Raw genomic sequence first — 14,208 nt, 5'->3', positions numbered from 1 at the left:
TCAGAGCACCTCGATCCTGGGACCGCTCAGCCGGCGCCGGCAGTCGAGCACATAGGCGGCGTGGGCCTCGACGAGTGCGTAGTCGAAGGCGTCGTGGTCGGTGAGCAGCACCACCGCGTCGGCCGCGGCGAGCTCCTCCTGGGTGAGGTCGACGCGGACGAGCCGCTGGTCGACCCGGTGGCCCTCGACCACGTGCGGGTCGGTGGCCCGGACCTCCGCGCCCATGTCCAGGAGGAGTTGGGAGATGCGCACGGCGGGCGACTCGCGGGCGTCGCCGGTGTTCTTCTTGTAGGCGAGGCCGAGGAGGAGGATCCGGGAGCCGTTGACGGCCCGCTTGCGGGTGTTGAAGGCGTTGACCAGGCGCCGGGTGACGTAGTCGGGCATGTGGTTGTTGATGTCGTTGGCGAGCTCGACGAAGCGGAAGCTCTGGCCGAGTTCGCGCTGCACCCGCCAGGACAGGTACGAGGGGTCGATGGGCAGGCAGTGTCCGCCGACGCCCGGCCCGGGGGTGAAGCGCATGAAGCCGAAGGGCTTGCTGGAGGCGGCGTCGATGGCCTGCCACACGTCGATGTCGAGGTGGCGGGCGAACATCGCTATCTCGTTGACGAGGGCGATGTTGACGTGACGGAAGGTGTTCTCCAGGAGTTTGGCGAGCTCGGCCTCCTTGGGCGAGTCGACCGGGACGGTGGTGTCGACCAGTCCGTCGTAGAAGTCCTGGACGGCCTTGAGGGAGGCCGCGTCCACGCCGGAGACGACCTTGGGGGTCTGCTCGAAGCCCCACACCGGGTTGCCGGGGTCGATCCGCTCGGGGCTGTAGCCGAGGTGGAAGTCGGCCCCGGCGACGAGCCCGGAGCCCTCTTCGAGGAGGGGGCCGAACAGTTCCTGGGTGGTGCCGGGGTAGGTGGTGGACTCCAGGATCACGGTGGCACCGGGACGCAGATAGCGGGCGAGGGCGCGGGCCGACTCCTCGATGTAGCGCAGGTCGGGGGTGCCCTCGTGCAGCGGGGTCGGCACGGTGACGACGGCGACGTCGAAGCCGCCGCAGTCCCGCACGGAGTCGCTGGCCCGGTAGGTGCCGGCCTCGGTGGCGGCGCGGATGCGGTCCGAGGAGACGTCCTCGACGTACGACTCCCCGGCGGTGAGGCTCTTGACCCGTTCGGCGTCCACGTCGTAGCCGATGACCTCGTGTCCGGCCTCGGCGGCCCGGACGGCGAGCGGCAGGCCGACGTATCCCTGTCCCACGACGACGACGCGCATCAGGATTCCCCCCTTGTCACGGTGCTGGCGGTGCCGACGGTCGGCACGGGGCGGAGCAGCTCCCGTGCCGTCATGAGGGCGAAGGAGACGTTGGTGGTGAGGTAGCGGCGGCCGAGGCGGCGCGGCTCCTGGAGGGCGCGGTAGAGCCATTCGAGGCCGAGCCGCTGCCAGCGTTCGGGGGCGCGCCGGGTGACGCCGGCGAGGATGTCGAAGGATCCGCCGACTCCGTGGACGAGGGCCACCCGGGTGCGCTCGCCGTAACCGGCGGTGAAGATCTCCTTCTTGGGCGAGGTCATGCCGAGGAACAGCATGTGGGCGCCGCTGGCGGCGATGGCGTCGGCGATCTCGGGCTGCCGGTCGTCGTCGAAGTAGCCGTTGCGGCTGCCGGCGACGCGCAGACCGGGGAAGCGGGTGGCGACCTGGCGGAGCATCTTCTCCAGGACGTCCTGGCGGGCGCCGAGGAAGTAGACGGAGAGTCCTTCGCGCTCGGCTTCGGCGAGCAGCCGCATGAACAGGTCGATGCCGGCGACGCGTTCGGGCAGCGGCCGGCGCAGCAGCCGGCCGGCCCACACGACGGCCTGCCCGTCGGCGAGCACGAGGTCGCAGCCGGAGACGGCGCGGGCGAGGGCGGGGTCGCGGCGCATGTTGACCAGCTTGGCGGCGTTGACGACGCCGATCTCGAGGCGTTCGCCGGTGCGTACGGCGTCGAGGCAGCGGGTCACGGTCTGGTCCATGGTGAGGGCGTCGAGGGTGACGCCGAACAGGTTCTGTCGTGTGGTCATCTCTGGCCGCCCTTCGGGGTGGTGCCACGGTCGCCGTCGTCGTGGACGCCGTCGTCGTGGAGGCGGGTCTGTCGGTCGCCCTCGTCGTGGACGCCGCCGTCGTGGAGGCGGGTCGGTCGGGCGCCGCCGTCGTGGACGCCGCCGTCGTGGGCGCCGCCGTCGCCGAGGCCGCCCAGCCAGGCGAAGAGCATCCAGCCGAACTCGTACGGGCGGCACTCGCGGTCCACCGCGGTGGGACGGAACACGGCGTCGAGCGGGCCGAGCCGGGCGCCGGGCAGCACGCGCGTGGTGAGACCGCGGGCGGCGCGCACCGCCTTCTTCGGGTCGCCGCGGTGGACCTTGCGCCAGGTGACGCCGAGGTCGTCATGGATCATCGGCTCGGCCGCGCCGGCGCCGGCGAGTTCGGGGACCTCGGTCATCCAGCGCAGGCCGCGGCGGACGGGCGCGGCGAAGTCGGTGCCGCCGGCCTCGGCGAGGTCGAGCAGGGCGGTGGGGGCCATCGCGTGCTGGTGGACGCTGTAGACCGGGTAGCCCTCGACGACGGTGCCGCGCCGGGCGTCGTAGTGCCACCACCACTGGCCGCCGTCGCCCTGGAGGGCGCAGATGCGGGTGGCGCAGGCGTCGGCGGCGGCCAGGGCCTCGGGGTCGTCGCCGCCGGCGTGGGCGCGGGCGAGGGCCTGGATCGGGTAGGTCTGGTCGGCGAAGCAGCCGATGTGGGCGCGGTACCAGGGGGTGAGGCCGGGCCCGGTGGCGTGCGGGAAGAGCGGGCCGCCGTCGATCCGGGCGCGCAGCAGCCGGTCCCGGGCACTCCTGAGGCGGTCCTCCACGTCGAGCGTGGCGCGGGCGGCGGCGAGCGCGGAGAGCACCCAGGCGGCCTCGACCGTGTAGCGGGGCCGGCCGGGCGGGTCGAGGGCGGTGACCCGGTCGAGGGCGTCGGACAGTTTGGGGTGGCCGGTCTCGGCGGCGGCCCAGGCGACGAGGGCGGCGTCGCCGAGGTTGCGCACCGCGGGCAGCCGCTCGATCAGCAGGCCGGTGAACTCCTCGGCGGTGCGGCCGCCGAGGACGGCGCGCTGCCGTTCGGCGGGCAGGAAGCGGGCGCCGAGCGCGGTGATGGCGGCGTAGCGGGTGCTGGTGCCGCGCTGCTCCAGGCTCCAGGAGCCGTCGCCGGTGCGGCGGGCGGCCCGGGTGAAGACGAAGCCGGTCCCCTCCGGCAGGAGCATCCGCGGGAGTCCCCGCTCGGCCACCGCGAGCAGGCGGGTGGCGAGGTCGTGCAGCGGACGGTCGGCTCGGGCGAGCTCCGTCATCCGTGAACTGCGTGGATCTTCGGGTGTGTTGGCAGGACGAACGGACACACCCACCCCCCTCGGGTCGGTCCGGGCCAGAGCGGCTGGTCCGGGTCACTGACGGAACGACTGACTGATCTACCGGCCGACCGGTTGAGTTGACGGGTCGGCCGGCTGTGGTGGAAGGGCGCTGGGCGCTCCGCGGCGTGACACGGTGCGGCACGGCACGGCGCGGCGCGGTGCGGCACAGGACGGCGCAGGGCGCGCGGGACGCAAGCGCGGCACCCTGCGGGGAGCCGCCCCGCGTGCCGGCGCGTCTATCCGGCCGACGCCCGGGGCTCGGGCGGGCCGGTGTGCGGTAGGGCCCGGGCCCCACGACCCCGGGCGCGACGAGCATGATGAGAAGGACAGTCGGCGTCGAAGCGTCGGCGCTTCGGCCTCCTGCCGGTGGAACCCCCCACGGACACCCCCTGCGCACAGCGCGAACGTTGTGCTCAACTCGCAGCGTACAACGGGAAGATAGGCGCACAACACGGTGACGATGAGGCCTTTCGCGGAATTGGTGGCAAGCGGTCGCGAAGCCGCACCGATCGCGCCGTCGCGGCGGACGTCCGGCGTTACAGTGGGCGCGCGTTCACCCGTTCACGGCAGTGGGGGTCCTTGACTGTGTACCTGGCCGATCGCTCCGCACCGCGCGGGTCGACCTCCGCGCCGGACCGCGTCCGCGGCACGGTCCGGGCGGTCTCCCCGACCGTCCTGGCGCTCGGTACGGTCAGCCTGGTCACGGACGTCTCCACCGAGATGGTCACCGCCGTGCTGCCCCTGTACCTGGTGGTGGGCCTCGGACTGAGCCCGCTGGGCTTCGGCGTGCTGGACGGGGTGCAGAACGGGGTGAGCGCCCTCGTGCAGCTCACCGGCGGTCATCTGGCGGACCGGGTGCGCGACCACAAGCTGGTGGCGGGGATCGGTTACGGCCTGTCGGCGCTGTGCAAGCCGCTGCTGCTGGTGCCGCACCTGGGCGCGCTGGGCGCGGCCCTCGCGCTCGACCGTACGGGCAAGGGCCTGCGCACCGCTCCACGGGACGCGCTGATCTCGCTGTCCGCGCCGCCGGAGCACCAGGGCCGGGCCTTCGGCGTGCACCGCGCCATGGACACGACGGGGGCGCTGCTCGGCCCGATCGTCGCGTTCCTCGTCCTCGGTGCGGCGGCGGGGGGTTACGACGCGGTGTTCGCCGTGAGCGGGTGCGTGGCCGCGCTCGGCGTGCTGGTCCTGGTGCTGTTCGTACCGAGCGGGAAGAAGTCCGCGGGCGGTGGCGGGAAGGCGGCGGAAGTCCCCGCGGCCGGGGCGCCCCGGGAGGAAGGGACCGACCTGCGGGCCGCGTTCGGGCTGCTGCGGTCCCGGCGGCTGCGGGCGCTGTTCGGCTGCGCCGTGCTCCTCGGCCTGACCACGGTCAGCGACGCCTTCCTCTATCTGCTGGTGCAGCGCCGTACGGGGATCGACGAGCAACTGTTCCCGCTGCTGCCGCTCGGTACGGCGGCGGTCTTCCTGCTGCTCGCCCTGCCGGCCGGGCGGCTCGCCGACCGGGTGGGGCGGCGTGCGGTCTTCCTCGCGGGGCACGCCGGACTGCTGCTCGCGTACGCGCTGTTGCTCTGGGCGCCGGCCACGCCCGCGCTGCCGTATCTGGTCCTGGTGCTCCACGGACTGTTCTACGCCGCCACCGACGGCGTGCTGCCGGCGGCGGTCGCCGCCGTGGTGCCCGAGCGGCTGCGGGCCAGTGGCATCGCCCTGGTCGGCACCGGTCAGGCGCTGGCCCGCTTCTGCTGTTCCCTGGCCTTCGGCGCCGCGTGGGCCGCGTGGGGCGACGGCCCGGCGCTCGCCGCGGCGGCCGCGGGCCTCGCCTGCTGCGCGGCCGCCGCCGGCGTCGCCCTGCGCCCCGCTCGCCCCGCGCGCCCGGCGCGCCTCACGGGAGATCCGCGATGACCCTCACTCCGCTGCGCCGCCTGCTGATCCTCGCCGCCGGGGTCCTGCTGCTCGCCGGCGTCGGCACCTGGTCGGTGCTGTCGGCGGCCGGCCGGGCCGCCGAGGACGACCGGCCCCGGCCGGGCGGCCCGGCCTTCACGAGCGGGCGGATCGCCCTGGACGAGCCGGGCCGCCTGGTCTTCCGCAACACGGCGGCGGGCCCGCACCGCGACCGGCTGGTCTCGGTCCCGGCCGACGCCCCGGCCGGCGCGACCCGTACGACCTCGGACGTGAGCTGTCTGCGCTTCCACGCGGCCGCCGGCACCGGGGTCTGCCTCCAGGCGACCACCCTTCTCGGCCGCCCGTCCTACCGTGCGGTGATCCTGGACGAGCGGCTGGGCACCCTCCGGACGTATCCGCTGGCCGGCATCCCGAGCCGCGCCCGTGTCTCCCCCAGCGGCCGGCTGGCCGCGTGGACGGTGTTCGTGAAGGGCGAGTCGTACGGGACGGCCTTCTTCTCCACCCGCACCGCGATCCTCGACACCCGAGGCTGGCGGCTCAGCCCGAACCTGGAGGAGTTCACGGTGGTCCTGGACGGCCGCCCGTACCGCAACCGGGACGTCAACTTCTGGGGCGTCACCTTCGCGGCCGACGACGACACCTTCTACGCCACCCTGAGCACCCGCGACCAGACCCACCTGGTCCGCGGCTCCCTCAGGGCCCGTACGGTCACCGCCCTGACCCGCAACGTCGAGTGCCCCTCGCTCTCGCCCGACGGCACCCGCGTCGCGTACAAGAAGCGCGTCCTCGGCACGGCCGCCCTCTGGCGGGAGCACGTCCTCGACCTGCGCACGATGAAGTCCACGCCGCTCGCCGAGCGCCGCAGCGTGGACGACCAGGCCGTCTGGCTCGACGACGCCACGCTCGCCTACGCGCTTCCGGCGGACACCGGCGCGCGCACCGACGACGTGTGGACGGTCCCGGCCGACGGCAGCGGAAGCCCCCGCCTCCTCCTGAAGAGCGCCCTGGCACCACCGGCCCCGGCGGCTGGACACGCCGGGTAGAGGGGCCATCGCGCGCCGCGTCCGTCGCCGGGGCGACGCGCGGAGAACGACGGGCCGGCGGGGGGACCAGCCTCGCCAGTCGACCGTGAAGCGCCACTGGGACGGGGTCGCCGGCCCACCGCTTATAGGCGTCATCCACCCAGGCGACGGCGTCGGCAGACGGATATCACATCGGAATGTCGCAGTTCAGGCCGGAGACTCACGCGACCGTGGGACTCCTTGGCCAGCCACATACGTAAGGACATCGGCAAAAGTTCTCGAAGAAGTAGCCATCCCCTTCTCCGATCCACCAGAAGTGCACGGTGGGGCTCATGTTGCCCATAAAAACGGCGACACTAGTGTCCTCATTCAGCGCCACGGGCATCAACCTCACGCTCGCATCGATCCCCGCATCATCCAGAAGACCGATATCACGGAAGTCCTTCAAGAGCCCCAAAGCAGCTTCAGCCAATCCCCCGGAGACCAATCCTTAACCCCCAGGAACACCAACTGTAGTCCGCTCATACCATCAGTGATCGAGAGGAAGTCCCGATAGCCGTCGTCCCAAACCGACCCGAGGCGACCTTCCAGTTCCTGCCGTGCCGCAGCACGGGCAGGGTTATACAGAGCCGGTGCCGGAGTGAAACCGATGGGCGACATCGAGAAATACTCCGAGGTGCAATCCATGAAGACCCGGTAGACAATATCCTTAATCCTCACAAAAGCTCCTTCTTGTCGTCCAACTGAGGGGCGACGCTGCAGGTCCCTCATCGGAAAGGCTCCCCAGACGCAGGCTTGTGACCTCGCCGACCACCGCTGGCCTCGGCCGAGGTATCACCGGCGGAGGAACGACGGGACGCCCCGTCAGGAGAAGCCCACCGCTGCTCGGGCGCATCCTCCACCATTGCAGAGGACACACCGAGCGGCTGCACGACAGCGGCCCCTCCTACCCAGGCAAGTCCCGTCCACACGAATGCGGCAGCAACGGCAACACCGTCTACACCGGACCACGGTCAGAGCTGCGGTCCATACTGCTACGGAAGGCCGTCTGGGCGCTGTTCCCACCACAGAACCCCCTGGCAGGCAGCTCACGTATGCCTAAGGGATGTCCCGTATAAGGACGTGAGCTGGGGGTTCGCCTGACAGTACGGTCGACGCGTGGAGTCGAAGGTAGTGAGCGAGTGCCCGTTGCACGGGGTCGGTGTGCGTCCTGACCTCCTGGTGGGACGCCGTCTTGAGCAAGTAGCCGCCTCGTGGCACCTGTACGACTCAGAGGCTCCGTCCGGCCCACTGGACGTGTGGCTGATCGACAGCGAAGCAGTCTCCACGCGCATCACGACCGGTTCGGATTGGTGCCTGATCGTGGAGACATCGGCCCCCCTTCGCGGGGTACGACATGGCGGAGTCAGGCCGCGTCGAGGTGGCGCCTGTCAGCGGCGAGACCCCATTCGCAGATCACCTCGGCGAGACGGTGCTGGCAGTCAGCGAAGAGAGCATCCCGGACAGTGGGCGGATCGCCCTGGAGATCACCTTCGACTCCGGCCGTGTCCGATGTGAAACCTGGTCCGGCGACCTCCGCCTGTCCAGCAAGTGATTAACGCACCAGCCACGGCGAGAACCGTGTGAGGCTCCCGCCGTGGCTAGTGTGATCACGGCGTCGCAGCCGTCCTGGATAGCCCCGTTCACCGAGTTGAGCCCCCGCTGTTTCGGCACGTTGGTGGCACAACTGCGGCACGAGGGGGCTGACGCGGTTCGCAGAGGCCGGCCGTGGAGCCTGCCGCTGGAGGATCGGGTTCTGCTGGTCACGGCCTACTGGCGTACCAACTTGACGTTGCGGCAACTCGCCCCGCTGTTCGGCGTCTCGAAGTCCGCGGCCAACCGCATCGTCAGCCACCTCGGCCCTCTGCTCGCGCTCAAGCCGCGCAGGCGATTCCGCAAGAGCACCGTCCTCATCGTGGACGGCACCTTGGTCCCCACTCGCGACCATACGGTGGCCGAGCGATCGAAGAACTACCGGTACTCCACCAACCACCAGGTCGTCATCGATGCCGACACACGGCGCGTTGTCGTGGTCGGCCGGCCGTTGCCCGGCAACCGCAACGACTGCAAGGCATGGGCACTGTCCGGCGCCAAGAACGCCGTCGGCAACGCCACCGTGATCGCCGACGGCGGCTACGGGGGCACCGGCCTGGTCATCCCGCACCGCCGCGAGGACGGGCAGAGCGAACTGCCGGCCTGGAAGGAAGAGCACAACGCTTCCCACCGCCAGGTCCGCGCCCGTGTCGAGCACGCCTTCGCCCGCATGAAGACCTGGAAGATCCTGCGAGACTGCCGGTTGAAGGGCGACGGCGCCCATCACGCGATGAGAGGCATCGCCCGCCTGCACAACCTCGCACTCAGCCGGCAGGCGCGCGGTAGATGAGGAGGACCTACCCTGCCCAGATTTCCGGCCCCTGCTTGACGATGACGAGTCCGTACGTCCGGTCGGAGGGCCAGAGATCCACCTGGTACAGGAAGTGGTCACCAGGACCGCCACCAGGGTCGACCGGTGGTGGTTCGGCCGGGATGTAGGAGACGCGAGCACGGAGCAATCCAGCGGGAACAGCCAGGCTCGGCCCGTCGACAGGATCGGTCCCGGGGCTGGACATGGTGAGCTGACCCGTGGGGGCGTCAAGGTCGGTCTCCACGATGTGCTCGGCCGCCGGGTCCGTCGTGGGCGCGGACGCGTGAACAGTGATGAGCGACTCGACCATGTCGTCCCGAGCCGTGCCGACAGAGATCGAGTGCGGTTCCACACCTATGCGGTGGACGTAGACCGCTTCGTCCGTCCAGCCGGCGGGTGCCAGGTCCCGGTCCATAGCGTGCTCGGCGATCCACGCGTCATAGGGATCAAGGTCTTGGACGTAGAACTGCCCGTGATCGGCATCGATCATGAATCTCAGTGAAGCGTCAGCCACTAGCGCAGACTATCGAAGCCGGTGTGGGCTACTGAGGCAGGTGTAATCCAGCTGGTCAGCTCAGGGCAGACGAGACCAGGTGGCCACTGAAACCCCACCTCGATCGCTCAGTGGACCACGTGTTCCAGAGCGGCACCAGACTCGTTTGCGGGACAGCCCTTAGAGGACATCTCATTTGGTTGCCCCCAGTGGGGAATATTGCTGGTAGGAGCGTCGCGGTCGCTGTTGAATGCCCCGATGAGCGACTACTGGACACCAGCCCACTTTGCGGTCGAGCACGAGGATGCGGAAACCCTGGCCCGCCTGCTCGCCCACGGCGCCGACCCCGATGAGGTCTTCAGCAACATGACGCTGCTGACGCACGCGATCGACACCGAGGGGGATGGCGCCCTGCAGAGCGGCCAGCCGTTGACGGTGCACACCACTGCCGTGCTGCTGGCGTTCGGCGCGGATCCTGAACTCGCTGATCCAGACGGTCACACTCCCCTGGACCTGGCCACTTCCTACGATCATGACCTGGCCATACAGCTGCTGCGGGACCACATCAGCAAGCGCGCCGGCGGTAGCAGATGAGGACGCAGGCGATGGTGGTGAAGGCAAGGAAGTGATCGGCTTTGCGTTCGTAGCGTCGGTGGAGCCGGCGGCAGCCGGCGAGCCAGGCCATGGTGCGTTCGACGGTCCAGCGATGACGGCCCAGCCGCTGCGAGGACTCGACGCCCCTGCGGGCGATGCGGTGGGTGATACCACGTCCGCGTAACCATCGCCGCAGGTGAGAGTAGTCATATCCCTTGTCGGCGTGAAGCTTGCCCGGCCTGCGCCGCCGGGGCCCGCGGCGGGAGCGGATCGGCGGTATGCCCTTGACCATTGGGATCAGGGCCTGGCTGTCGTGCAGGTTGGCTGCCGAGATTCCGACAGAAAGGGGCAGACCGGTCCGCTCGGTGACCAGGTGGATCTTCGAGCCGTACTTGCCCCGATCGACAGGATTCGGACCTGTCAGGTCCCCCTTTTCATGGCCCGCATGTTCACCGAGTCGATCGCGCAGCGAGACCAGTCCAGCTCGCCTCGCGAGCCGAGATCGTGAGGACCAGGCGGTAGAGCTTGGCCCACACTCTGGCCTTCGTCCACTCAGAGAAGCGTCGGTGGGCTGTCGCTCCCGACGGCCCGAACGACGCGGACGGCAACTGCTGCCACGTGCAGCCCGAAGTCGCCACAAAGACGATCGCGGCCAACACCTCCCGGTCCCCATGCCGGCGCCGGCCGCCGCCCTGAGGGCGCGATGGAGCCTCCGGCACCACTCGCTGGAACAGTTCCCACAACTCGTCCGGCACCAGCCGCTCAACAATCCCCACCACGAGCCCGCACCCTACCGGCTAGCCAAATGAGATGACCTCTTAGGTGATCGGTCCGGTGCGGACGAAACCATTTGACGGCATCGAGAGAATGCCAGGCATGGGTACAGACATGAGCGGCTTCCTCGAGTACCGGGCGCCGCAGGACGATCAGGAGCCGATCTGGTACTGCGCACACGACCTCAGGTCTCTCAACGACGTCCGTAACTACGACGCGTTCGGGTTTCTCTTCGGGGTCCGCAACCACGCGAACTTCCGCCCCGTGGCCGCAGGCCGAGGTTTTCCCGCCGACGCCTCGGCCACTGTGAGCGCGCGATTCGCACAGCTGACCGAGTGGTACGGCAAGGACGGCTTTCACGGCACCACGTGGATCACGTGGGCCGAGGTGAAGGCCGTCGACTGGGACGAGCCCGCAGAGAAGCCCGACAGCCGGCTGCACCAATACCGCCAGACGCCGAACGGGCTCCGAATGACGGGCAAGGCCTTCTGGAGTGGCCTAAAAGCTGTCCCGTAAATGATCTCCGGATCCTCCTGGGCAGGATCAGTCGCGGTGTGACCGCCGGTCTACCCCGCGAGGACGAGGTTGTGCATCCGGGCGATGCCGAGCATCGCGTGGTGGACACCGTCGCCTTTGAGGCGGCAGTCGCGGAGGATCTTCCAGGTCTTCATGCGGGCGAAGACGTGCTCGACGCGTGCGCGGACCTGCTTGTGGGACTTGTTGTGCGCCTGCTTCCACTCAGGTAGGTCTTCGCCCGCGCGTCGGCGGTGGGGCATGACGAGTCCGGTGCCTGGGTAGCCGCCGTCGGCGATGGTGAGCGTCTTGCCGACGGCGGCCTTGGCGCCGGATTCCTCCCACGCCTTGCAGTCGTTGCGGTTCCCGGCAAGCGGCCGACCGACCACGACGACCAAGCGGGTGCCGGCGTCGATGACGACCTGGTGGTTGGTCGAGTACCGGTAGTTCTTCGACCGCTCGGCGATCGTGTGGTCGCGGGTGGGGACCAGGGTGCCGTCCACGATGAGCACGGTGTCCTTGGAGAACCGCTTGCGTGGCCGGAGCGCGAGCATCGGTCCAAGGTGGTCGATGATGCGGTCCGCCGCCGACTTCGACACCCCGAACAGCGGGGCGAGCTGGCGCATGGTGAGGTTCGTGCGCCAGTACGCGGTGACCAGCAAGGTCCGGTCTTCCAGTGGAAGGCTCCACGGCCGGCCCTTGCGGGCTGTGTCCGCACCTGCGCGACGCAGCACCGTCACCAGCTTCCCGAACTGCCTTGGGCTCAGCCCGGTGAACGGGGCTATCCAGGACGGTTCCGACGCCGTGATCACACAAGACACAACAAGATCATCTCAGTTGCCGAGGTTGCCCCATGTCCTTGATCCTGTGTATTCGGCAAGCGGGGAGGGCACATGGGGCTGGTTCTTTTCCCGGGCGACGGAGACAACAACAGTCCGGATGTCGCTTGGTCCTACAGCGGCTTTGCCGTGTTCCGGCGGCGTCTGGCCGAGGCCGAGGGGTTCGCCCTCTCCGAGATGCGGGGCTTCGGCGGCGAGCGCCCGTGGAGCGAGGTGTCCACCGCTCTGGCGCCACTCCTCGATCATCCGGATGCCGGCGGTGAGGACCCCTCACCTACCGAGTGCGCGTCGGTCCTGGTCCGGCTGGAGGCGATCACCGACCAGTGGGCACGGGAGAGCGGCGATCAGCTCCACCAGCAGCACATCGAGGATGCCCGCCAGCTGGCGGGCATCCTGCGGCTCTGCATCGAGAAGGACGTCCCGCTGGCCTTCCTCTGAGGCCCACCGACCACAGAACCACTTACGGGACAGCTCTTAGTCGCCGCGGCTGTCGGTCTCGAAGCCGGTGAGGTTCGGGAGTGGCCCGAAGGAAGTGAGTGGCTCGTCGGGGACACGCTCTACAGATCCGTCACCATCCGCCGCAGAGATGCCGTCACCGAAAGCGGCGAGTGGCAACCCGTCTGGAAAGCCATGAAAGAACTCGCGGCACAGCACGGTGACGACAACGTGCGCCTTGTTGTGTGGTTCGACGACTGAGCGGGCCTCCCACGCTCCAGCGCCCTCCCGCGTGCCGGGACCGCCGTTGGGCCAGCGAACCAGCAGCTCCCCAGTGAGATGCGCCTCCACATCGTCCGGACGCAGCGACGACAGAGCGTGATGCCGGTCGGTCGAGGGGACGTCAGTGGGGCTTGTATTCGTCCCAGTAGGAACCGGTCCGGCGCTTTTCGTACGAGGCTTCAGCCCTCGCCATCCAGGCGTCGATGTCGGCGACCATCGTGGGGAACTTCTCCTTGAGGGGTTCGGCCAGTTCGACCAGCTCCTCCCAGGAGTCGGCCAGATAGGTCAGATTCTCCAGTCCGATCGCGACCTCGACCCGGAACGGGTCGTCCGACTTCAGCCACTCCTTCCCGGTCTGGAATATCTGCGCCCCGTCCTTGGGATCGATGATCCAGGAAATGGAGAGCAGCTGCTCCGCGACATAGCCAGGGGTGACATTCGGAGCTCTGTGGTCGACGAGGAAGCTCATGACGTCCCCAATGTTCACTGATCTAAAACCTCCGGTACATGCGCCACGCGAACGCGCCCTCGTGCGGTGTGATGACTCGGCCGTCGGTGTACTTCATCGTCCCCAACATCTGGGACGGGCGGACCCCCGGCCCCCTCGTCGATCAGTTCGAAGCCTGCCGCGCCCACCTCCTCCGCTGTGGCCTTCCCGAAACTTGTTGCGCTGTGCGGCCGAGACGATCGGCAGACCACCTCGCTCCATGACTCGGGCCGTCTCCGCGTTGACCGGGTTGAATCCGAACGGATTGACAGCGTGGACCGTCCTCAAGGTTCCGTCTTCGAACGGCAGGTCGCTGTGGCTGCCCTGAATGACATCGGGGTGTCGCCTGTCCTTGTCCGTGTTCGTCGCGCCGGGCATCGCGTTGGCACCCCCCGTCGGACGGTTTCACTTCATGCATCCGCCGATTCTTGACGCCGACGCTGCGTCGCACCATCGGATTCCGTGGAACGTCGTCCAGAGCTACCTCACCACAGAGGATGATCTTGATGTGGCTGGCGTGATCACGGCGTCGGAGCAGGCTTGAACAGCCCCTTTCACCGGGCGGAGCCCGCGGCAGTTCGGGAAGCCGGCGACGGTGCTGCGGCATGAGGGTGCGGACGCGGTCCGCAAGGGCCGGCCGTGGAGCCTTCCCCTGGAGGACAGGGCTCTGTTGGTCCCGGCGTACTGGCGCACGAACCTGGCATGCGCCAGCTCGCCCCCCTGTTCGGGGTGTCCAAGTCGGCGGCAGACCGGATCATCGACCACCTTGGGCCCATGCTTGCGCTTCAGCCCCGCAAGCGGTTTGCCAGGGACGCCGTGCTCATCGTGGACGGCACGCTGGTGCCCACCCGAGATCACACCATCGCCGAGCGGTCGACGAACTACCGGTACTCGACTGATCACCAAATCGTCATCGACGCCGACACCTGCGGCCGACACCCGGGACAGGCATGGCTACGGCAGTCGGAGATCATGTACGGGACAACTCTTTAGCGGATCACTGGAGCCACTCAGCACCTGGCGG

Annotated in this window: 14 protein-coding genes and 2 pseudogenes; 8 read left to right on the top strand and 8 right to left on the bottom strand. The window is 69.3% G+C overall.

Going from position 1 to position 14,208, the window contains the following annotated elements:
• The 3 genes from ABD954_RS30250 to ABD954_RS30240 are packed head-to-tail and all read right to left on the bottom strand — an operon-like array spanning position 1 to position 3,343.
• Entirely contained in the window at positions 1 to 1,257 is a 1,257-nt protein-coding gene (locus ABD954_RS30250; protein WP_345490851.1) for a nucleotide sugar dehydrogenase, read from the bottom strand.
• Positions 1,257 to 2,039, bottom strand: coding sequence for a WecB/TagA/CpsF family glycosyltransferase (locus ABD954_RS30245; RefSeq protein WP_345490849.1), 783 nt, complete (start codon positions 2,037 to 2,039; stop codon positions 1,257 to 1,259). The genes ABD954_RS30250 and ABD954_RS30245 overlap by 1 nt, the downstream gene beginning before the upstream one ends.
• Positions 2,036 to 3,343, bottom strand: a complete 1,308-nt coding sequence (locus ABD954_RS30240) for a hypothetical protein (protein WP_345490847.1) — start codon at positions 3,341 to 3,343, stop codon at positions 2,036 to 2,038. The genes ABD954_RS30245 and ABD954_RS30240 overlap by 4 nt, the downstream gene beginning before the upstream one ends.
• Before the next feature lie 645 nt (positions 3,344 to 3,988).
• Here ABD954_RS30240 and ABD954_RS30235 point away from each other — a divergent pair.
• Positions 3,989 to 5,302 carry an MFS transporter gene (locus tag ABD954_RS30235; protein WP_345492558.1) on the top strand — a complete coding sequence of 438 codons (1,314 nt, stop codon included), beginning with the start codon at positions 3,989 to 3,991 and terminating at the stop codon, positions 5,300 to 5,302.
• A complete protein-coding gene (locus ABD954_RS30230; RefSeq protein ID WP_345490845.1) occupies positions 5,299 to 6,345 on the top strand; it encodes a TolB-like translocation protein in 1,047 nt (348 codons plus the stop codon). Before ABD954_RS30235 ends, ABD954_RS30230 begins: the two co-directional genes overlap by 4 nt.
• A 423-nt stretch (positions 6,346 to 6,768) precedes the next feature.
• Here the strand turns inward: ABD954_RS30230 and ABD954_RS30225 are convergent, their stop codons facing one another.
• Positions 6,769 to 7,044: a hypothetical protein gene (locus ABD954_RS30225; protein WP_345490843.1), complete on the bottom strand. Its 276-nt coding sequence runs from the start codon at positions 7,042 to 7,044 to the stop codon at positions 6,769 to 6,771.
• Between the two features lie 676 nt (positions 7,045 to 7,720).
• On the opposite strand from ABD954_RS30225, the gene ABD954_RS30220 reads away from it, so the two are divergent.
• Together ABD954_RS30220 and ABD954_RS30215 are read left to right on the top strand one after the other, a co-directional pair.
• Positions 7,721 to 7,918: a hypothetical protein gene (locus ABD954_RS30220; RefSeq protein ID WP_345490841.1), complete on the top strand. Its 198-nt coding sequence runs from the start codon at positions 7,721 to 7,723 to the stop codon at positions 7,916 to 7,918.
• A gap of 42 nt (positions 7,919 to 7,960) precedes the next feature.
• A complete protein-coding gene (locus tag ABD954_RS30215) occupies positions 7,961 to 8,746 on the top strand; it encodes a transposase (RefSeq protein ID WP_345490839.1) in 786 nt (261 codons plus the stop codon).
• Positions 8,747 to 8,753: 7 nt separating this feature from the next.
• Here ABD954_RS30215 and ABD954_RS30210 read toward each other — a convergent pair whose 3' ends face one another.
• Positions 8,754 to 9,257 (bottom strand): hypothetical protein, encoded by a 504-nt coding sequence (locus ABD954_RS30210; RefSeq protein WP_345490837.1) that lies wholly within the window; start codon positions 9,255 to 9,257, stop codon positions 8,754 to 8,756.
• Positions 9,258 to 9,518: 261 nt separating this feature from the next.
• On the opposite strand from ABD954_RS30210, the gene ABD954_RS30205 reads away from it, so the two are divergent.
• Complete coding sequence (locus ABD954_RS30205) at positions 9,519 to 9,854, top strand: ankyrin repeat domain-containing protein (protein ID WP_345490835.1); 336 nt, start codon at positions 9,519 to 9,521, stop codon at positions 9,852 to 9,854.
• Here the strand turns inward: ABD954_RS30205 and ABD954_RS30200 are convergent.
• Positions 9,826 to 10,624, bottom strand: a pseudogene (locus ABD954_RS30200) (IS5 family transposase). The gene ABD954_RS30205 and the pseudogene ABD954_RS30200 overlap by 29 nt on opposite strands.
• Positions 10,625 to 10,730: 106 nt before the next feature.
• Here ABD954_RS30200 and ABD954_RS30195 point away from each other — a divergent pair.
• On the top strand, positions 10,731 to 11,144 hold the full coding sequence (locus ABD954_RS30195; RefSeq protein ID WP_345490833.1) for a hypothetical protein: 414 nt from the start codon (positions 10,731 to 10,733) through the stop codon (positions 11,142 to 11,144).
• Between the two features lie 50 nt (positions 11,145 to 11,194).
• On the opposite strand, the gene ABD954_RS30190 is transcribed toward ABD954_RS30195, so the two are convergent.
• Positions 11,195 to 11,962 carry a transposase gene (locus ABD954_RS30190; RefSeq protein ID WP_345490831.1) on the bottom strand — a complete coding sequence of 256 codons (768 nt, stop codon included), beginning with the start codon at positions 11,960 to 11,962 and terminating at the stop codon, positions 11,195 to 11,197.
• A 72-nt stretch (positions 11,963 to 12,034) separates the two neighbouring features.
• On the opposite strand from ABD954_RS30190, the gene ABD954_RS30185 reads away from it, so the two are divergent.
• A complete protein-coding gene (locus tag ABD954_RS30185; protein WP_345490829.1) occupies positions 12,035 to 12,418 on the top strand; it encodes a hypothetical protein in 384 nt (127 codons plus the stop codon).
• Between the two features lie 400 nt (positions 12,419 to 12,818).
• Here ABD954_RS30185 and ABD954_RS30180 read toward each other — a convergent pair whose 3' ends face one another.
• Positions 12,819 to 13,184, bottom strand: a complete 366-nt coding sequence (locus ABD954_RS30180) for a hypothetical protein (protein WP_345490827.1) — start codon at positions 13,182 to 13,184, stop codon at positions 12,819 to 12,821.
• Between the two features lie 508 nt (positions 13,185 to 13,692).
• Here ABD954_RS30180 and ABD954_RS30175 point away from each other — a divergent pair.
• A pseudogene (locus tag ABD954_RS30175) lies at positions 13,693 to 14,111 on the top strand (transposase family protein); the annotation flags it as partial.
• Positions 14,112 to 14,208 lie beyond the last annotated feature (97 nt).

This window comes from Streptomyces roseoviridis, from assembly GCF_039535235.1.
Lineage (GTDB): Bacteria > Actinomycetota > Actinomycetes > Streptomycetales > Streptomycetaceae > Streptomyces > Streptomyces roseoviridis.
The sequence above is the reverse complement of the archived record's forward strand: the minus strand, read 5'-3'. Positions and strand labels throughout refer to the sequence as shown.

Coding starts and splice junctions, on each gene's coding strand:
- ABD954_RS30230 (WP_345490845.1), top strand. CDS start 5,299: ATGACCCTCACTCCGCTGCGCCGCCTGCTGATCCTCGCCGCCGGGGTC.
- ABD954_RS30210 (WP_345490837.1), bottom strand. CDS start 9,257: ATGATCGATGCCGATCACGGGCAGTTCTACGTCCAAGACCTTGATCCC.
- ABD954_RS30195 (WP_345490833.1), top strand. CDS start 10,731: ATGGGTACAGACATGAGCGGCTTCCTCGAGTACCGGGCGCCGCAGGAC.
- ABD954_RS30250 (WP_345490851.1), bottom strand. CDS start 1,257: ATGCGCGTCGTCGTCGTGGGACAGGGATACGTCGGCCTGCCGCTCGCC.
- ABD954_RS30205 (WP_345490835.1), top strand. CDS start 9,519: ATGAGCGACTACTGGACACCAGCCCACTTTGCGGTCGAGCACGAGGAT.
- ABD954_RS30220 (WP_345490841.1), top strand. CDS start 7,721: ATGGCGGAGTCAGGCCGCGTCGAGGTGGCGCCTGTCAGCGGCGAGACC.
- ABD954_RS30245 (WP_345490849.1), bottom strand. CDS start 2,039: ATGACCACACGACAGAACCTGTTCGGCGTCACCCTCGACGCCCTCACC.
- ABD954_RS30185 (WP_345490829.1), top strand. CDS start 12,035: ATGGGGCTGGTTCTTTTCCCGGGCGACGGAGACAACAACAGTCCGGAT.
- ABD954_RS30240 (WP_345490847.1), bottom strand. CDS start 3,343: ATGACGGAGCTCGCCCGAGCCGACCGTCCGCTGCACGACCTCGCCACC.